The organism is Polaromonas sp. P2_G11 (assembly GCF_056403595.1).
Genome location: NZ_JBFUFE010000002.1, coordinates 460,254 through 477,801 on the forward strand (window position 1 = coordinate 460,254; position 17,548 = coordinate 477,801).

At 62.5% G+C, this 17,548-nt stretch carries 16 protein-coding genes; 4 read left to right on the plus strand and 12 right to left on the minus strand.

All coding sequences use genetic code 11. The features are described 5' to 3' along the window. Nucleotides 1-12 precede the first annotated feature (12 nt). The 4 genes from aceF to AC1DWQ_RS08710 all read left to right on the plus strand — a co-directional run bounded on the left by aceF (nt 13) and on the right by AC1DWQ_RS08710 (nt 6,125). Nucleotides 13-1,680 carry a dihydrolipoyllysine-residue acetyltransferase gene (gene aceF, locus AC1DWQ_RS08695; RefSeq protein WP_477669267.1) on the plus strand — a complete coding sequence of 556 codons (1,668 nt, stop codon included), beginning with the start codon at nt 13-15 and terminating at the stop codon, nt 1,678-1,680. Nucleotides 1,681-1,693: 13 nt separating this feature from the next. After that, nucleotides 1,694-2,284, plus strand: coding sequence for an Ntn hydrolase family protein (locus AC1DWQ_RS08700; RefSeq protein ID WP_457280579.1), 591 nt, complete (start codon nt 1,694-1,696; stop codon nt 2,282-2,284). Next, a complete protein-coding gene (gene lpdA, locus AC1DWQ_RS08705) occupies nt 2,281-4,149 on the plus strand; it encodes a dihydrolipoyl dehydrogenase (RefSeq protein ID WP_477669268.1) in 1,869 nt (622 codons plus the stop codon). Before AC1DWQ_RS08700 ends, lpdA begins: the two co-directional genes overlap by 4 nt. Before the next feature lie 554 nt (nt 4,150-4,703). Beyond that, on the plus strand, nt 4,704-6,125 hold the full coding sequence (locus AC1DWQ_RS08710; RefSeq protein ID WP_477669269.1) for a reverse transcriptase family protein: 1,422 nt from the start codon (nt 4,704-4,706) through the stop codon (nt 6,123-6,125). Between the two features lie 60 nt (nt 6,126-6,185). Here the strand turns inward: AC1DWQ_RS08710 and AC1DWQ_RS08715 are convergent, their stop codons facing one another. The 12 genes from AC1DWQ_RS08715 to AC1DWQ_RS08770 form a co-directional block, all read right to left on the minus strand. Further along, on the minus strand, nt 6,186-6,980 hold the full coding sequence (locus tag AC1DWQ_RS08715) for a bestrophin-like domain (protein WP_477669270.1): 795 nt from the start codon (nt 6,978-6,980) through the stop codon (nt 6,186-6,188). 358 nt (nt 6,981-7,338) lie between these two features. Then, nucleotides 7,339-8,250, minus strand: coding sequence for a polysaccharide deacetylase family protein (locus tag AC1DWQ_RS08720; protein ID WP_477669271.1), 912 nt, complete (start codon nt 8,248-8,250; stop codon nt 7,339-7,341). A 7-nt stretch (nt 8,251-8,257) separates the two neighbouring features. Beyond that, entirely contained in the window at nt 8,258-8,623 is a 366-nt protein-coding gene (locus AC1DWQ_RS08725; RefSeq protein ID WP_477669614.1) for a nuclear transport factor 2 family protein, read from the minus strand. Between the two features lie 110 nt (nt 8,624-8,733). Beyond that, nucleotides 8,734-9,714 carry a Bug family tripartite tricarboxylate transporter substrate binding protein gene (locus AC1DWQ_RS08730; protein ID WP_477669272.1) on the minus strand — a complete coding sequence of 327 codons (981 nt, stop codon included), beginning with the start codon at nt 9,712-9,714 and terminating at the stop codon, nt 8,734-8,736. 346 nt (nt 9,715-10,060) lie between these two features. Further along, on the minus strand, nt 10,061-10,732 hold the full coding sequence (soxA, locus tag AC1DWQ_RS08735; RefSeq protein ID WP_477669273.1) for a sulfur oxidation c-type cytochrome SoxA: 672 nt from the start codon (nt 10,730-10,732) through the stop codon (nt 10,061-10,063). A 98-nt stretch (nt 10,733-10,830) separates the two neighbouring features. Then, entirely contained in the window at nt 10,831-11,154 is a 324-nt protein-coding gene (gene soxZ, locus AC1DWQ_RS08740) for a thiosulfate oxidation carrier complex protein SoxZ (RefSeq protein ID WP_477669274.1), read from the minus strand. A gap of 183 nt (nt 11,155-11,337) precedes the next feature. Next, a complete protein-coding gene (locus tag AC1DWQ_RS08745; RefSeq protein WP_477669275.1) occupies nt 11,338-11,811 on the minus strand; it encodes a SoxY-related AACIE arm protein in 474 nt (157 codons plus the stop codon). A gap of 4 nt (nt 11,812-11,815) precedes the next feature. Further along, nucleotides 11,816-12,262 carry a sulfur oxidation c-type cytochrome SoxX gene (gene soxX / locus AC1DWQ_RS08750; RefSeq protein ID WP_477669276.1) on the minus strand — a complete coding sequence of 149 codons (447 nt, stop codon included), beginning with the start codon at nt 12,260-12,262 and terminating at the stop codon, nt 11,816-11,818. Then, nucleotides 12,259-14,466, minus strand: a complete 2,208-nt coding sequence (locus AC1DWQ_RS08755) for a xanthine dehydrogenase family protein molybdopterin-binding subunit (protein WP_477669277.1) — start codon at nt 14,464-14,466, stop codon at nt 12,259-12,261. The genes soxX and AC1DWQ_RS08755 overlap by 4 nt, the downstream gene beginning before the upstream one ends. Continuing rightward, a complete protein-coding gene (locus tag AC1DWQ_RS08760) occupies nt 14,463-14,966 on the minus strand; it encodes a (2Fe-2S)-binding protein (protein ID WP_477669278.1) in 504 nt (167 codons plus the stop codon). Before AC1DWQ_RS08760 ends, AC1DWQ_RS08755 begins: the two co-directional genes overlap by 4 nt. A 166-nt stretch (nt 14,967-15,132) precedes the next feature. Continuing rightward, entirely contained in the window at nt 15,133-16,257 is a 1,125-nt protein-coding gene (locus AC1DWQ_RS08765) for a winged helix DNA-binding domain-containing protein (RefSeq protein WP_477669279.1), read from the minus strand. A gap of 2 nt (nt 16,258-16,259) precedes the next feature. Continuing rightward, nucleotides 16,260-17,171 carry a glycosyltransferase family protein gene (locus AC1DWQ_RS08770; RefSeq protein ID WP_477669280.1) on the minus strand — a complete coding sequence of 304 codons (912 nt, stop codon included), beginning with the start codon at nt 17,169-17,171 and terminating at the stop codon, nt 16,260-16,262. Nucleotides 17,172-17,548 lie beyond the last annotated feature (377 nt).

Genomic DNA, 17,548 nt, shown 5'->3' on the forward strand with positions numbered 1-17,548 from the left:
GGAGACAAGAATATGGCAGTGGTAGACATTCAAGTTCCTGATATCGGGGATTTCGACGAAGTGACGGTGATTGAGCTGATGGTCAAGCCCGGCGATACCGTGAAGGCCGAGCAGTCGCTCATCACCGTGGAGTCCGACAAGGCCTCCATGGAAATCCCCTCCAGCCACGCGGGTGTGGTGAAGGAGCTCAAGGTCAAGCTCGACGACAAGGTCAAGCAGGGCTCCGTGGTCCTGACGCTGGAAGTGTCCGGCGCCGAAGCCGCCCCGGCTTCAACAGAAAAACCGGCTGCAGCGCCCGCTGCGCCAGCGCAAGCAGCTAGCAAATCTGTAGCAGCGTCGGCGCCTGCACCCGCAGCGGCCCCGGCAGCCTCCGGTCCGGTGGAAGTCCGTGTGCCCGACATCGGCGACTTCAAGGACGTGTCCGTCATTGAAGTCCTGGTCAAACCCGGCGACACCATCAAGGCTGAGCAGTCGCTGATCACCGTCGAGTCCGACAAAGCCTCGATGGAAATCCCGTCGTCCGCCGCAGGTGTGCTCAAGGAGCTCAAGGTCAAGATGGGCGACGTTGTCAACATCGGCGACCTGCTGGCCATCCTGGAAGGTTCTGCGGCTGTGAGCGCATCGCCTGCGCCCGCACCGGCCCCCGCTGCGGTGCCTGCCGCGGCATCTGCTGCTGCCCCTGCACCGGCAACCTCATCTGCTCCCGCGAGCCAGCCGGCCCATAACCCCACCACTGCGCCTCAGGGCAACCTGCCGCATGCATCGCCCTCGGTGCGCAAGTTCGCGCGCGAACTCGGCGTGCCACTGGCAGAAGTCAAAGGCAGCGGCCCCAAAGGCCGCATCACGCAAGACGACATCCAGGCCTTCACCAAGTCGGTGATGGACGGCAGCGTTCGCACCCAGGCGCAGGCCGCCAAAGCACCCGCATCTTCGGGCGGCGGCGCAGGGCTCGATTTGCTGCCATGGCCAAAAGTTGACTTCACCAAGTTCGGCCCGGTCGAGCGCAAGGACATGTCGCGCATCAAGAAGATCAGCGGTGCCAACCTGCTGCGCAACTACGTGATGATTCCGCACGTCACCAACCATGACGATGCCGACATCACCGAACTGGAAGCCTTCCGCGTTTCGACCAACAAGGAAAACGAAAAAGCCGGGCTGAAAGTCACCATGCTGGCTTTTCTGATCAAGGCCAGCGTTGCGGCCCTGAAGAAATACCCCGAGTTCAATGCCTCGCTCGACGGCGACCAGATCGTCTACAAGCAGTATTACCACATCGGTTTTGCTGCCGACACGCCCAACGGACTGGTCGTTCCCGTGCTGAAAGACGCCGACAAAAAAGGCGTGCTGCAGATCAGCCAGGAAATGGGCGAGCTGGCCAAGAAGGCGCGTGACGGTAAATTGACGCCAGCCGAAATGCAGGGCGCCAGCTTCACCATCTCTTCACTGGGCGGCATTGGCGGGCGTTACTTCACGCCCATCATTAACGCGCCGGAAGTCGCCATCCTCGGCGTGTCCAAGAGCCAGATGGAGCCGGTGTGGGACGGCAAGGCCTTCCAGCCGCGCCTGATGCTGCCGATGTCTTTGGCTTGGGATCACCGGGTGATCGACGGCGCAGGCGCTGCGCGCTTTAACGCTTACCTGGGCCAAATCCTCGCCGACTTCCGCCGCGTCCTCCTCTAAACGGGGCGGAACCATGACAACACTTGTAGTCGTCAAAAAGGCGGGGCAGGTCGCCATTGCGGCCGACACGCTGGTGACCTTCGGCGACACCAGCCTGGGCCACCGGTTTGAAGCCAACAGCAAGATATTCAAGGTCGACACGCCCGCGGGCATGAGCTATGTGGGCATGGCCGGCACGGTGGCGCATTTTCCGGTGCTGCGCAAGGCCATGGCGGCCTTGCCCAAAGAGCAGCTCAAGCTGGGCTCGCGCGACGAGGTGTTCGACACCTTCGTCAAGCTGCACCCCATGCTGAAGGAAACGTTTTTCCTGCAGACCAAGGAAGACGACAACGATCCCTACGAGTCCAGCCAGTTCACCGTGGTGATCGCCAATGCCAGCGGCATTTACGGTCTTTACAGCTACCGTGAAGTTTTTGAATTCAAGGAATTCTGGGGCATCGGCTCAGGCCGCAGCTTTGCGCTCGGCGCCATGCATGCCGCGTGGGACAAGGCCAAGACCGCACGCGAAGTGGCCATGGCCGGCCTGAATGCGGGTTGCGAGTTCGACAAGAACTCCGCCGGACCCGTCGACATATTCACCCTTAAATTGAAAGCCTCCAAATGAGTGCATCTCCTGTGATCGACATCAAGGTACCGGACATCGGCGACTTCGACGAAGTGTCCGTCATTGAAGTGCTGGTCAAGCCCGGCGACACCATCAAGGCCGAGCAGAGCCTGATCACCGTTGAAAGCGACAAGGCCTCGATGGAAATCCCGTCTTCGTCGGCCGGCGTGGTCAAGGACATCAAGGTCAAGGTGGGCGACAAGGTCAAGCAAGGCTCCGTCGTGCTGACGCTGGAAAGCACCGGTGCCGCCGCTGCGCCCGCCACAGATGCGGCACAAAAGCAGGCTGCAGCGCCCGCAGCACCTGCGCAAGCAGCTCCTAAAACTGTAGCAAGTCCTGCCGCAGCACCAGCTCCGGTTGCGGCCAGTTTCACCGGCTCGGCCGACCTGGACTGCGACGTTCTGGTGCTGGGCGCCGGCCCTGGCGGCTACTCCGCCGCCTTCCGTGCCGCCGATCTGGGCCTGAAGGTTGTGCTGGTAGAGCGCTACGCCACGTTGGGCGGCGTCTGCCTGAATGTCGGCTGCATTCCCTCCAAGGCCTTGTTGCATGTGGCCGCCGTGATGGACGAGGTCAAGCATTTCGACGCCCTCGGCGTGAGTTTTGGAGAGCCCAAGCTCGACATCAATAAATTGCGTACCCATAAAGAAAAGGTCGTCGGCAAGCTCACCGGTGGGCTGACGGCCATGGCCAAGATGCGCAAGGTCACCGTCGTGCGCGGTTTGGGCCAGTTCGTTGGCGCCAATCACCTGCAGGTTGAAGAAACCAGCGGTGCCGAAGGCCAGGAAAAAACCGGCAAGAGCCAGACCATCGCATTCAAGAACTGCATCATCGCAGCTGGTTCGCAAGCTGTACGCCTGCCTTTCATGCCAAACGATCCACGCGTGGTGGACAGCACCGGGGCGCTGGCGCTTAAAGAGGTGCCCAAGCGCATGCTGATCCTGGGCGGCGGTATCATCGGCCTCGAAATGGGCACCGTGTATTCCACGCTGGGCGCACGCCTCGATGTGGTCGAAATGATGGATGGCCTGATGCAGGGCGCCGACCGCGACCTCGTCAAGGTCTGGCAAAAGATGAATGCACCGCGTTTTGACAACATCATGCTCAAAACCAAAACCGTGGGCGCCAAGGCCACCAAGGCAGGCATCGAAGTCACATTTGAGTCCGCGGAGGCAGGCGGCAGCGCCCCGGCCCCGCAGACCTATGACCTGGTGTTGCAAGCTGTGGGCCGGACACCCAATGGCAAGAAACTGGCTGCCGAAAAAGCCGGAATCACGGTCTCCGACCGCGGCTTCATTCCGGTCGATATCCAGATGCGTACCAACGTGCCGCACATCTTCGCCATCGGTGACATCGTGGGCCAGCCCATGCTGGCGCACAAGGCCGTGCACGAAGCACACGTGGCTGCCGAAGTCATTGCCGGTGAACTGCAAGGCAACAAGGAACTGGCCAGTGCAGCCTTCAACGCCCGCGTGATCCCCAGCGTGGCTTACACCGACCCCGAAGTCGCATGGGTCGGCCTCACGGAAGACCAGGCCAAGGCCGAAGGTATCAAGGTCAAGAAGGGCCTGTTCCCCTGGACGGCTTCCGGACGCGCCATCGCCAATGGCCGCGACGAAGGCTTCACCAAGCTGCTGTTTGACGACAGCCCTGAGGCGCACGGCCACGGCAGGATCCTGGGTGGCGGCATTGTCGGCACGCATGCCGGCGACATGATCGGCGAGATCGCACTGGCCATTGAGATGGGTGCCGACGCCGTCGATATCGGCAAGACCATACACCCGCACCCGACGCTGGGCGAAAGCATCGGCATGGCGGCGGAAGTGGCGCACGGCAGTTGCACCGATTTGCCGCCAACGCGAAAGTAACGCTGAAAAGTTGCCAGAGGCGCTACGAAATCAGTAGCTGGCCGCGCAGATTCCTGAAGGGCTGCGCGGCTTTCTTATTGCTGAAGTTTGAACGCGACCTGGAAAAGCCTTGCGTAACCCAAGGCCGACGTTTAGCTGGAGCCTTGCATGCGCTAGTGCTTCCCATAACCGATCTGCAGGTAAGAATGCCTCTGACCCTTATCAGGTGAGCGCAAGCAGCTATTGAATTGATAGCGCGTTGCGTTCTCTTGGTTGGCATTCTTTTTGACATGTGCGGGCCGCGTAGACGTACATCTAAAGCATTCCCTGTTGTTTTGGCACCTTCACAGCGCGGGACAACAGCTCGTTGCCGAGGGCAAGCCATTAGAATTTCGACGACGCCAGCATTCCAAGTGTTGCGAGCGGGACGCGATTCGTTGCTGCCTGTCCGCGCCATGGGGTACCCCCATGGTTTTTTTGTACTTTGCGATTTCGGCGCGTGAGCGGACTGCGCATTCTGCGCACCCAGCTCACGCATGACCTGCTGGTTGGGATGCCGGCGTCAACCCAATTCCATGCGCGAAGCCAGCTTCCGACATTTGATTGCACGCGGCCTGGCTCGCGCACTGCTCGCCGACGCGGACAAGGCGGGCGGCACTGCCTTGGGCGCCCTTCAGGCAAGGGCCGCAGCAGCCCTCGGGCAGCGACCCGCGTGGCTTCGGGAGTTACTGGAACCGCTGACCTTGCTTTCGACCATCACCTGGCAAAAATTTGACGTCACTTCGCTGGCGCGGCGGCTGGAGGCATCGCATGCTTTTGATCTGGCCTTTGGGGAGGAGGACGACGACGAAGACGGAGAGCCCAATGACTCCAGTGAGCCGCAAGCCTCGCAGCCAAGCGATGACCGGGATGACCCCGAGCCGGAAAGGCCACCGCGAATTCGCCGGTTAATCCTGCGACCGGCGGTGATGCGCCCCCGGCCGTTGGGGCTGGAAGCTTGTGTCTTGCCCGACATCCCTACGGATGCCGATCTGGCGCGCTGGCTCCAGCTCTCCCGCGAGCAACTGCGCTGGCTGGCTCCGGCGACGCCGGCAGTTGTTGAACACTATCGCTACAGCCTGCAGCCCAAGCAGACAGGTGGCCTGCGTTTGCTGGAGACGCCCAAGGCAGAACTCAAGCGTGTGCAACGTCACATCCTGCATACGCTGCTCAGTCAGGTGCCGGTGCATGAAGCCGCGCACGGCTTTACCGTCGGCCGCTCAGTCAAAACCCATGCGGCAGCTCACGTCGGGCAAGCCGTGGTCATCCGTTTTGACTTGCAGGATTTCTTTGGCAGCGTAGGGGCGGCCCAGATCAATGCAGTCTGGCGCACGCTGGGTTACCCCGAAGGCGTGGCGCGAAGTCTCACCGCGCTCTGCACACACCGCACGGCGGGGATGGTGATCGAGCGTCTGCGCGACGATGGCGGGCTTGACTGGATAGGGGCCAAGCGCCTTGGTTCCGCGCATTTGCCGCAGGGCGCGCCCACCTCCCCGGCGCTGGCCAACCTCTGTGCTTTCAATCTCGATTTGCGGCTTGAAGGCTTGGCCTGGGTGTTCGGCGCGAGCTATACGCGCTATGCCGATGACCTGGTATTTTCAGGCCCCGAGTCGCTGCGACGGCAGTTTCGCGCCTTGCACGCCTGGGTTGCAGAGATCGTTCGCGACGAAGGTTTTACCCTGCATCCGGACAAGACGCGTTGCCTGCCCCGGCATCAGCGGCAGCGCGTGACCGGAGTCGTGGTCAATGTGCGACCAAATGTTCCGCGTGATGATTTCGACCGGCTGAAAGCGTGTTTGCATCAAAGCGTGCTGCATGGGCCAGCCTCGCAAAACAAGGACGGGCTTGCCGATTTTCGATCACACCTGCTGGGCCGGATTGGTTGGGTCGGGCAATTCAGCATGACGCGGCAGGCCAGACTCATGCGCCTGTTTGGGCAGATCAACTGGTCGATCTGAGGGTTGCCATGGCCGCGGAGGTGGCACACGGCAGCTGCATTGATCTGCGCCGGCGCGGCGCTAGCGCGGGGACGGCATCAGCCGCTCCTGAATCAGCTTCAAGGCTTCCGGCGAAACGCTCTCTTCGCCGCGGAAGGGGTTGTCCATCGCGGCGATGAAAAACAGCATCAAGCCGACAAAAGTCGCCAGGATGCCCGACAGCACAAGGTGTAGCGCCAGCCGGTCCATGGAAAACAGCCACAGCAGCGAAAAGTTCAGCGCTGCACCCAGACATACCACCCACCACAGCACACCCGAGAGGGAGGTGCTGACGATCTGCAGGCGCGCATACCGGGCCTCCAGAAAGCTGTTGAATTGCCGCAGTGTTTCGGCATGCAGGATTTCCTGTGTCCGGCTGGCGGGCGCAAATGACAGCAGTTGGCGGTGAATGTCTGAAACGCGCGTGGTTCCACCAGGATGCAGCCTTCCTTGCCGTTGTTCAGCCCAGGCTTCGTCGATCAGAAAGCGTACGTAGTCCCTCATCCCGCCTTCCAGCGTGGCGCGCGCTGGCTCCGGATAGTTCGACAGATCGCGGTACAGCGCCGCAATGGCGGTTGCCTCCTTGCCCACGGCTTTTTCCGCATCCGCGAAGTTCTGGTAGGTGGCAACCGCGATCAGACCCAGCATCAGCCCGTAGAACACCCCATAGGCCGAAAGAAAATAGCTGACAAAGTCATTGGCGTCTGGCTGCGGACCGAGCCACTTGCGCACCAACGGCCGCAGCAGAAGCAGACCGCCCCACGTGTAGGCCAGGCAGACGGCGCAAAAAAGCAGCGCCAGCACCCAGTTGGGTATGTCGTAAATCCAGTAGAACATGGCGCCTGCCCCTCTTGTTATGTCGAACTCCACTCCGAAGTGGATGATAACCAAAGGCCGCATGCCGAAAGTTTTCGGCACCGGCTGCCCGGCAAAACGCGGCCAGCGGTGCGGCAGAGGCTCAATACCCGATATACCGAAGTAAAAATTGACTGCAAGGCCAGTAAATACTGCGCAAACAGCTATCAATTTAATAGCCAACTCGCTTTACGTGAACCTCAGGGCGTACACCGGGCGACTCCAGCGCTGTGCCTTTCGCGCGGACATTCAGCTCAAGCTCCACCAGCTCCTGCGCGTAATAAGCAAAAGCCTCTGCCCGCGCTCCGGCGCGCACACGAGCGCCTCTTTCAGGGGCCGCTCACGCGGCCATCTGTACGGCGTGCCGGAAGATATCGCCCGGCGTGCTCATCCAGACCTGGCCCCGGTCACGTGCGGCGGCGACATGCTGAAGCGCGCGCCGCAGGTGGCGCAGGCGGTAAGGCTGGCCGACGATGTAGGGGTGCAGTGCAATGCCCATCACCAGTGGTGCTGAACTGCTGGCCTGCGATTGCTCCAGCATCTCATCAAGCTGATCGATGATCATCTGCGCAAAGTCTTTGCCGTCCATCTGACGCGCAATGATCATCGGGATGTCATTGAGTTCCTGCGGGTAAGGCACGGCCCACAAAGCCTTTCCGCTGCGGGTGCGCATTGGCAGCGGCTGGTCGTCGTGGCACCAGTTCAGGGTGTAGCCGTAGCCGCTTTCAGCGAGCAGGTCAGGGGTATGCAGGCTTTCCGAAATCCACGGTGAAAGCCACCCGGCGGGGGACTGGCCGCTCTCCTGTTGCATGCGCGTGCGGCACTGCACCAGCAGGCTGCTTTCGTCCGCTTCACTCATGGCGGCCTGGCGTTCGGCGTTGGTGTGGCCATGGCCGACCAGTTCATCGCCGCGCGCTACGCAGGCAGCCACCAGCTCGGGGCAGTGTTCATACAGTGCGGTGTTGATCAGGGCGGCCGCCGGCAGGCCCAGGCTGTCAAACAGCTCGAGGCAGCGCCAGCTGCCCACGCGGTTTCCGTACTCGCGCCAGCTGTAGTTCAGGACATCCGGCTGCGGGCTGGCCGGGCCGATGGTGGCACCCATGCCCTCGCCGAAGGCAAAGTGCTCGATGTTGAAACCCAGGTAGACAGCCAGACCAGCGCCGTTGGGCCAACGATAAGGTTTGCGCTGGTTGATCGCCTGGTAGTCAAAGCGATTGTGCGTCGGCAGGGCGCCGCTGTAGCTTGCCGCCATCAGCTGATCACAGCACAGCCAGGCCTGCCCGCACCAGCAGCCATTCGGCGCTGTCGTTCCACACGTCCATGTGTGTGATCAGCCCGCTTTTGACGACATAGCGGTCCACATAGCGGTTGCCTTCGAAAGGCGTTCCGTCAGGCCATTCTCCATACAGGGTTCCCAGGCTGTAGACCACCGCTTCGTCGGGGGCGGAGCCGCTAGAGCCGGCGGCAACCGTTTCGGTGCGCTCAATCCTTTTTTTCACCCATTTGTAGCGCGATGCATTAAATTTGGTGCACTCAGCGGGGGCGCTCATGGCCCGGCCACCGGTGAAAAGAATCTTCATGCCGGGTGCCGTGAACCGGCTGGCGGCCACCGGGTCAGGAAGCATGATGAGCCGGAGAAACTCATTGACCACATCGGCAGCGCTTGCCGTATCGCTGGAAAAGGCCTTGGTGCTGTTCAATCAGGGTGCTCCTGCGGCTGTCGTTGCCGGAAAAATCATGTTATCACCTCGACGTTGGCCAGCTTGGCCACGCTGCGCCAGGTGTCGATCTGCGAATTGATCAACTGAACGAACTCGGTGCCGACCACCGCATTCTTGCGCGGCAGGGTCTGAATTTCTTCCAGTCTGGCTGCGATGTCCGGTTTGGCGAGAATTTCAGGGATCAGTGCCGTCAGCCGCGCAAGTACGGGCGCAGGCAGGCCTTTGGGTGCTGACAAGCCCAACCACTGGGACCCCGTCAGCTTGGGAAAGCCGAGCTCGGCAAAAGTCGGAATGTTGGGAAGTGCCGGCAGGCGGCTGGGGGTGGAGACAGCCAGCGCGCGCAGGGACCCGGCCTTGAGCTGGGCCACGTTGGTGGTGATGGGATCGAGCAGGCTGTCGATCTGCCCGCCCAGCAGGTCTTGCATGGCCGGTGCGCTGCCTTGGTAGGGGATGTGGTCGTGTTGGGGCGCCTTGCCTTCAATCTTGAGCATTTCACCAAACAAGTGATTGGCAGAACCGATGCCCGATGAGCCATAACGCACAGGCCGGGTTCTGGCGGCAGCCAGGTATTGCTCCAGCGTCTGGAAGGGCGACTGCGCCCGCACCAGCAGCACCATGGGCGCTTCAACCAGCATGCCCATGTGAGAAAAATCATTCACCGGGTCAAAGGGCATGACTTTGCGGGTGGCTGTGGCATAGATGTGCACCGACGCATGGCTGACCAGCAGGGTGTAGCCGTCGGCGGGCTGCTTGGACACGTAGTCGGTGCCGATCAGGCCGCCCGCACCCGCGCGGTTTTCCACCACGACGGTCTGGCCCAGCGCCTGTGACAGGTGCGGCGCCATCATGCGTGACACGGTATCAACCAGACCGCCCGGTGGGAATTGCGCGACCAGTCTGATCGGCCCACGCGAAGGCCAGGCGCTTTGGGCGCTTGTCCATGCTGGAGCGGTCAGGGCAGAGATGCCGGCGGCCAGGACGTGACGACGTTTCATGGAGTGCTCCTGAAGGGCTGAAGGCTGCATTGGCAACCATCAACAGGATTGAAAGCGGGGAAGCGGCTGATGACATCTGGCGATCAGCAACTTGTGTGCCAATTCGACTGTTCAGGCATTCGCGCTTTGGAGCCGGGTTTTCTTTGTGCCCTCGACGCTGGCAGCAGGAGGCGCCTTCCTCACTCGGCCCAGGTCGTGTGACGGCATAAGCCTCATGTGACGGAAAGCCGGCACTGACCCGAACGGCACGGGTCCGGTTTTGAGATGATAAAAAGCGCAGCAGCCCTTCGCCGGATTTGCTCAATATGCTATGTAATTGATAGCACCCGCAGTACTGCCGCTCAAATCACGGCCGCACGCCCGGCGTCTCCATTGCCATGCCTTTTGCACGGGCATTCAGGTAAAGCTCCAGTTCCACCAGCTCCTGCACGCCATAGGCAAACGGCTCGGCACGCACCCCGCTCATGCAGCCGCGGATGCGGCGCTGCAGCGAACCCAGCGTCTGCCATTCGAGACGGTACACCGGGTAGCCCGTGGGATGTGCCTCGGGAATCAGGCTGCTGGCCAGACGCCTGCCGGCCAAACCGTCATGGCACTGCGCGCAGGACAGGTTGAGCTGGCCCATGCGCTGCGCGAAAAGCTGCTGCCCGCGCTGGCGGAAAGGCTCCAGCCGGGCATCATCGGGCGGCGATACCGGCAGACCGCGCGACTGCAGCGCCACATAGCTTTCCAGGCTCAGCAGATCCTGGCTTTCGGCGCGCAGCGGTGCGGCCTGCTGGTGATGCTGGCGGCACTGATTGATGCGCTGGCTCAAGGTGATGGGCCGGCCGAGTTGAATGTCAAACGCCGGGTATCGCGCCGACACGCCGCGCATGCTGTCCGGCGTTGTGTGGCAGCTGATGCACGCCTTTCCGTTGGCACCTGTTGGCTGCTTCCACAGCGCTTCGCCGTCCTTGACCCACAACATGCCGGGATTCAGCGCATCGTCTTTCTGCATGGCCTGGGTGGATGCGCTCATGTCCTCAAAGCCTGAACGGCGAAGGTCTTTTGGCGGCGCGGTCTGTGCGCCGGCATGGCATGCCAGCACGAAAGACAAAAGGCCCGCGGGGATGCGCGTCATCCCGTGACGGCCAGGTTGATGCTTTCAGTCTGCGCAAAACCGTTGTCGCCTTCCCAGCGAAGCACCAGCGTGCCGCTGTCGGTCGCCACGGTATGGAAGGCGAGGTAGGGATTGGCTGAGACAGCCGAAAACAGCTCAGCGCTGAAGATCAGTTCACCGTTGTAGCGGCAGCTGAAGGTCTTGATGATGTTGCGCGGCAGGACCTTGCCGTCCTCACCGGCGCGAAAGCCGGTTTCCATCGGGTGGCCTATGGTCGCGCGTATCTCGATGACTTCACCGCGTATGGCGCTGGCGGGTGCGTTGATGAGCGTGCGAGTCATATCAGTGATCTCCCAAAGAGCCACGCCGCGAAGGAGGCAGGGAACTGCAGGCGAGAGGCGGTGAGTGACCGTGGGGGCTCTTTTCTTCGCCAGCAGGGGCCGCGGGACTGGCTTTGCCAGACCGCAGGCGCAGCGGCCCCCTTGGGGGGCAGGGAGCTACACGAAGTGAGCGACCGTGGGGGCTCACGTATCGCCTTCAATACAAGCCGCCAGGGTCACGATGACATTGACGGTGTGCGACCAGTAGCTGCCGTCGCTCATCTGTGCGACGGCCACAAGCTGTTGTGAGGTAGCCAGGCGTATGCGTGTTGTCACGCTGGCCTTGCCGGAGCGAGGCCCCAGCGTGAAGCGGGCCACATCGCGCTGGGGGTTTTTCTCGTTGAAGACGGCAATGCTTTTCACGTGGTCGGCCGCCGTCATGGGACTCTCGACCGTGACGGTGATGGGCACCACATTGCCGTTGTCGACCAGCTCGGCTATATCAAGCTTGATTTTGCCCGCTCGTACCGGAGCGCTTTGGGTATAGGCCGCCACCGCTGCCGCCAGCTCACCGGCCTGCGCCGCTGCGGGACGCAAAACGACGCTCAGGCCCATGCTGGCCGCGCCCGCCAGAATATGGCGCCGATTAAAAGAAATAAAACGGCCTGCTGTGGTCATGAGGTCACTTCAGCGTGAGCAGAAAGGCCACCACGTCTTCAATTTGCTGGGCGTTCATGATGGGCTTGCCCTGCCAGGCCGTACCTACGCGCACCAGGCCGTCGTTGCGGTAGTAGGCGGGCATGATGCTGGCCGGATTCAGGCGCTGCGCGTCGGCAATGCGCAGGCGCAGCTGGCCTTCGCTCCAGCGCGTGCCCGCGCCCACCAGGTCGGGCGCCAGGTTTCCCTGGAAGCGCTCTTCGGGAATGGGGCCGGTATGGCAGAGCAGACACAGGCCGTGTTGGCGGCTCGCGACGATGGCACGGCCGCGCGCTGCGTCTCCGGGCGTTGTCGTCAACGCCTGGGGTATTGCGTCGCCAACAACCTGCAGCGGCGGGACGGGTTGCTGCGCGAAGCCGGTCCAGGGCGCCAGCATCATCAACCCGCCGGCGATGGCACCATGCCGGTTCATGCTTTCTTGAGGTCGTGATTCTTCAGCGGCAGGTCACGTATACGTTTGCCCGTCGCCGCGTACACGGCATTGAGAACGGCGGGCGCGGCGACCGCGATCGTCGGTTCGCCGACGCCGCCCCAGAACCCGCCCGAGGCGACGATGATGGTTTCCACCGCCGGCATGTGCTGCATCTGCACGACGGGGTAGGTGCTGAAGTTGTCCTGCTCCATACGTCCGTCTTTTTGTGTGCATTCGCCGAACAGCGCCGCCGACAGGCCGTAAGCAAAGGAGCCCTCGACCTGCGCCTCGATCTGCTGCGGGTTGACCGCATAGCCCGGGTCGGTGGCGGCTACGATGCGGTGGACCTTGAGCACGCCATCGCTGCTCACCGACACCTCGGCACAGGCCGCCACGTAACTGCCAAAGCCCATGGTCTGGGCCAGGCCCCGGTAGACCTTCTGGCCGCCGACGTCGGGCGGCGGCACGTTCCACTTGACGCGATCGGCAACGGCATTCAGCACGGCCAGGTGCTTGGGGTGATTCGTCATCAGCTTGCGCCGCAAGGCCAGCGGGTCCTGCCTGGTGGCAACTGCGATTTCGTCGATGAAGGACTCGAGGTAAATCGTGTTCTGGTTCAGGTTTACGCCGCGCCAGAAGCCAGGCGGCACGCTGGGGTTTCGCATCGCATGGTCGATCAGCAGGTTGGGGAAGCTGTAACCAATGGAGGCTTCAGGTCCTGGTGCGTTGAGGCCCTGGAACTGCACCGGGTCCAGCCCGTTGCGCACGTTCTGCGGCGCCACGCCGGCCAGGATGGACTGGCCCGAAATGCGCATGTGCAGCGCGGTGACGTTACCCTGCGCGTCCAGTCCGGCCTGCAGCTTGCACTGCGTGACCGGGTGATAGCGGCCGTGCAGCATGTCTTCTTCGCGCGACCACAACAGCTTGACCGGCACACCCGGCATTTGTTTGGCAATGTCCACGGCCTGGCGCACCCAGTCGTGCACCGCGCCGCGCCGCCCGAAGCCGCCGCCCAGGTGGATTTTGTAGACCTCACATTTGCCGGCCGGAAGCCCTGCCGCTTCCGAGGTGGCCGCCAGAGCCGCTTCACCGTTTTGCGTGGGCGTCCAGACTTCGCAGTGCTCGGGCGTCCAGCGTGCCGTCGCATTCATGGGCTCCATGGTCGCGTGGTTCTGGTGCGGGTAGGAATACACCGCTTCGATGCGTCTGGCTGCTGAGGCCAGCGCTGCTTTGGCGTCGCCGTTCTGATTGCCGACAGCTGCGTCGGGCGCGTCCAGCCCGGCCTTGAGCATCTGGGCCACGCCGGCACTGGAATTTGAAGCGTTGGGGCCGTTGTCCCATTCAATGGGCAGCGCGTCGAGTGCGGTCTTGGCGCGCCACCAGGTGTCGGCCACGACGGCCACCGCGCTGTCTCCGACCGCCAGCACCTTCTTCACGCCGGGGCGCTTTTCAATCGCGGCGGCATTGAAGCTCTTGACCTTGCCGCCGAACACCGGACAGTCCTTGATGGCCGCATTGAGCATGCCGGGCAGTTTCAGGTCCGCGCCGTACACCTGCTTGCCGGTGACCTTGTCCAGCGTGTCCAGCCTTGCCAGGCGCTTGCCCACGAGCTTCCAGTCTTTCGGGTCTTTGAGCTTGACCTCGGTGGGGGGCGCCACCTTGGCTGCCGCAATCGTCACTTTGCCGTAGGTGGTTTTGCGGCCCGATGGCGTGTGAGTAATCACGCTGCTGGCGGCTGTGCATTCGGCCGCCGGCACCTTCCATTCATCGGCTGCGGCTTGCACCAGCATCATTCGGGCGGTGGCGCCGCCCTTGCGCACATAGTCGTGCGATTCACGGATCCCGCGGCTGCCGCCGGTGGAGAAGTTGCCCCAGGCCCGGTTGCGCGCCAGGTTCTGACCGGGTGTCGGGTATTCGGTGGTGACTTTGGCCCAGTTGCATTCCAGTTCTTCTGCCACGAGTTGCGCGAGCCCGGTCAGGCTGCCCTGGCCCATTTCAGAGCGGGCGATGCGGATGACCACTGTGTCGTCGGGGCGCACAACGACCCAGGCATTGATCTCCGGCGAGGCTGCGCCCTGGGCCGCCGCCGTGCCGGCGAACGGAATGTGAAAACCGACGATGAGGCCGGCCGAGGCGCCCGAGGCCAGGAAGCGGCGGCGCGAGAGACGCAGAGGGTTTGCGGAGGGCAGGGGGATGGCGCTCATGTCGTGCTCCCGTCGGTGTGCTGAATGGCGAGCGCCGCGCTTTTGGTGTTGCCACCTGCGGCAACAACCTTGATGGCGGCGCGGATGCGGTTGTAGGTGCCGCAGCGGCAGATGTTGGTCATCGCCTCATTGATGTCGGCATCGGTCGGGTTCGGTTTGGCCTTGAGCAGCGCCGCCGCCGTCATCACCATGCCGCACTGGCAATAGCCGCACTGCGGAACGTCCAGCGCAACCCAGGCCTTTTGTATGGGGTGCGAGCCGTCCGGCGACAAACCTTCAATAGTCACGATTTTTTCGTTCGCACTCACCGTCGAGACGGGGCGCACGCAACTGCGTGTAGGCACGCCGTCAATGTGCACGGTGCAGGCGCCGCAGGCCGCGATGCCGCAGCCGTATTTGGTGCCGGTGAGCCCGAGCTGTTCTCGGATGACCCACAGCAGCGGTGTGTCGTCCTCCACTTCAAACTCACGCACGGTACCGTTGACGTTCAGTTTTGCCATGGATGCGCTCCTCAATATTTGAAGGAAGGATGGGCCGGATGACTGGGAGATAGTAGCGCTGGGGCATGTCAAATGCACCCGGCAATGCTATACCTGAGTAATGTGCTGACTTGCGCTTGGCAATAAAGTTCGGCCGGGTAAACCCTTGTGAGACCGGCGCTTTTCGTCAGTGAACTTCTGCCAGCGGCAGGCCAGTGAAAGCCGCGTAGCGTTGAGCGGCAAGCCGCAGTGCGCCGGCGCTGCCGCGCGGCAGCGGCGCGAAGGGCGCTGTGCTGATACTGAGCGCGCCTTTTTTTACCTCCGCCTGCCAGGTGCCGGCCACGCGCCCACCGACCAGCAGCGCCGGGCGGAACAGGCCATTGGGCGTCATGAGCTTGCCGGCGTGTTCGCTGTCGATGATGGCTTTGCGGTCCGTGTAGCCCAGCACGTATTCGTCGAAGCCGGCGAGTAATTGAAGCGCGGGCTTGCCAGCCGGCGGTAAAGGCGTGCGTTTGAACCACCACACGGTGTTCCCGTCAAACAGTGCCTGTGCCAGGCCGGCTTCGGCCATCTCCAGCGCCGCCCTGGCTTCGCCGGCGGCCAGCCCTGACCACCAGGAAAAATCGGCCAGAGTGGCGGGGCCATGGCTGGCAAAGTAGCGCTGCGCCAGTTGTTTGAGTGCGTCCTCGCGAGGCAGCTCCTTGCCTGCTTCGAGTCCGGGAGGCAGCCATTCATCAAGCAGTGTGTAGGTGGCCTGCTTGCCGCGCGGATCGCCCAGACAGATCAGCCCAACTTGGGCCGCGCGGTACAGGATGCGCCCCCCGCGATGGCCTTCAGTGTTGACGCGATGCTGCGCGAGCGCAGCAAAAAGTTCCAGGCGTGTGAGCTGCCGGCCGCCTTCCAGGCACTGCCGGAGGGCCGGAAGGATTTTGCGGAAGGCCGCCTCATCCAGCTGAACCTCACGGTAGGCTGCCGCGGTGCGGGTCAGCAAAGCCGGCGCGGCCAGGGCCAGCAGCCAGCGCAGGTCGGCGGCCGCTACCAGGTGCAGTGTGCCGCGCAGGACCCAGCTGCGGACCACCTTGCGTTGGGACAGTGCCTGTTCAATCGACGCGTCAGTGATGGCCGCAGCGGTTGCGAGGCGCGAGCCAACTGCCCAGCGGGCGTGGGCATATTCCTGTGCCTGCACGGCGCCAAACCACTGCACGGCCTGATCGACGCGTTTGAAATTTGAGGCCCCAGGCGGGGCGGTTGGCACAAGGCGCTGGCTGGCCTGCCGCAGCGCGAGCAGTTCCTGCCGCGAGATCTCCGCCATGCTCAGGCAACGTTTTCAAGCATGGCGAGCATGCGGCTTTGCCAGGCTGCGGGAGAGAACCGTTCGCGCAGCAGTTGCTGCGACGCCTGCACCATGGCCTGGCGACGGGGTACGTCTGCCAGCAGGTCGGCGCATGCCAGGGGCATGTCCTTGAGGTCTGCCATGACCAGGTGAACGCCCGGCTCGATGCCGAAATCTTCGCCACCCTCAAAGATGTCGGAAACGACGGCCGTGCCGGCCGCCCAGCTTTCGAATGTCCGGAACTGGTCGAAGTAAGTGTGTTCCGGGTCGGCATGGATGTTCAGGTTGATGCGCGCACCGGCGCGGCAGGCGTCGCGCGCGGCGCCCCACAGGCCGCTCCAGACGAACTCGGCCTTCAGGGCAGGAGCCGTGTTGACGAAGTACTGCTCGGCGTCCCGCCGCCGGGGCGTGTCACCGCCCAGCATGATGATGTCGCGGTTTCTCTGTGCTTCGGGAAGGGGCGTTCGCATATGTTTACCGGCCACCATATAGGGCAGCTGGCAAGTGGCAAGTGCCGGGAAATGCTGTGCGAGGTAGCGCGCTATGGAGGAATCCATCGCCAGCACAGCGTGCAAACCGGGTGCGATGACGTCGAAAAGATCGGTCTTGTACCGATGCACGGTAGCCCGTGCATTCTTTGTCAATGGATCAAACATCCACAGCACGTGCTTGCCGTTGCGCGGGAGGCCCTGCACGGCAAAACGGGGCAGTGCATAAATTCCGGCAATCAGCAGGTTGACGTCGCAGTGGCCGACATCGGGCAACGGCGCGTCGGTGCTGGTGCCCAAGTCAATGAACTCCACGTCATGGCCTGCCTCCACCAAAACATCCATCCACAAGCGCGAAGCGTTGCCAAACAAGGTGTCGATGTCGGTGTAGATGTGGATTTTCAACGCGTCTTCCTGCGGCTTCTTTGTGTTGCTCTTCAGCTTATAGCGCAAGGCGCCAAGGTGGCCAGGGCCAAGCAGGCGTTGGCGATCCGCAAATAGACCGGGAGTCATTGCCGCTGTGATCTTGTCATCGCCGTTCGACGGTCCGAATGGCGGCGCTTGTCGTTCCGGCAATGCCATCCGTGCGCGGTATCGGGGACCTGCGGCAAAACTTTACACAACGCACCTGGATTTCCTGGGGAATTCTTCACCGGCAAGAAAGATTTTCAGTAAGTCAAAGGTAACTGAATGTATGTATTTGTGGCTCTAAATGTAACTAATAGGGCCGCGTAATGTGGGCAGAAAAGCCCTTTTGGCAAAAACTGGGGCGAAATCATTAC

Excerpts from the sequence above, each read along its gene's own strand:
- aceF (WP_477669267.1), top strand. The coding sequence starts at position 13 with ATGGCAGTGGTAGACATTCAAGTTCCTGATATCGGGGATTTCGACGAA.
- AC1DWQ_RS08700 (WP_457280579.1), top strand. The coding sequence starts at position 1,694 with ATGACAACACTTGTAGTCGTCAAAAAGGCGGGGCAGGTCGCCATTGCG.
- lpdA (WP_477669268.1), top strand. The coding sequence starts at position 2,281 with ATGAGTGCATCTCCTGTGATCGACATCAAGGTACCGGACATCGGCGAC.
- AC1DWQ_RS08710 (WP_477669269.1), top strand. The coding sequence starts at position 4,704 with ATGCGCGAAGCCAGCTTCCGACATTTGATTGCACGCGGCCTGGCTCGC.
- AC1DWQ_RS08715 (WP_477669270.1), bottom strand. The coding sequence starts at position 6,980 with ATGTTCTACTGGATTTACGACATACCCAACTGGGTGCTGGCGCTGCTT.
- AC1DWQ_RS08720 (WP_477669271.1), bottom strand. The coding sequence starts at position 8,250 with ATGGCGGCAAGCTACAGCGGCGCCCTGCCGACGCACAATCGCTTTGAC.
- AC1DWQ_RS08725 (WP_477669614.1), bottom strand. The coding sequence starts at position 8,623 with ATGCTTCCTGACCCGGTGGCCGCCAGCCGGTTCACGGCACCCGGCATG.
- AC1DWQ_RS08730 (WP_477669272.1), bottom strand. The coding sequence starts at position 9,714 with ATGAAACGTCGTCACGTCCTGGCCGCCGGCATCTCTGCCCTGACCGCT.
- soxA (WP_477669273.1), bottom strand. The coding sequence starts at position 10,732 with ATGAGCGCATCCACCCAGGCCATGCAGAAAGACGATGCGCTGAATCCC.
- soxZ (WP_477669274.1), bottom strand. The coding sequence starts at position 11,154 with ATGACTCGCACGCTCATCAACGCACCCGCCAGCGCCATACGCGGTGAA.
- AC1DWQ_RS08745 (WP_477669275.1), bottom strand. The coding sequence starts at position 11,811 with ATGACCACAGCAGGCCGTTTTATTTCTTTTAATCGGCGCCATATTCTG.
- soxX (WP_477669276.1), bottom strand. The coding sequence starts at position 12,262 with ATGAACCGGCATGGTGCCATCGCCGGCGGGTTGATGATGCTGGCGCCC.
- AC1DWQ_RS08755 (WP_477669277.1), bottom strand. The coding sequence starts at position 14,466 with ATGAGCGCCATCCCCCTGCCCTCCGCAAACCCTCTGCGTCTCTCGCGC.
- AC1DWQ_RS08760 (WP_477669278.1), bottom strand. The coding sequence starts at position 14,966 with ATGGCAAAACTGAACGTCAACGGTACCGTGCGTGAGTTTGAAGTGGAG.
- AC1DWQ_RS08765 (WP_477669279.1), bottom strand. The coding sequence starts at position 16,257 with ATGGCGGAGATCTCGCGGCAGGAACTGCTCGCGCTGCGGCAGGCCAGC.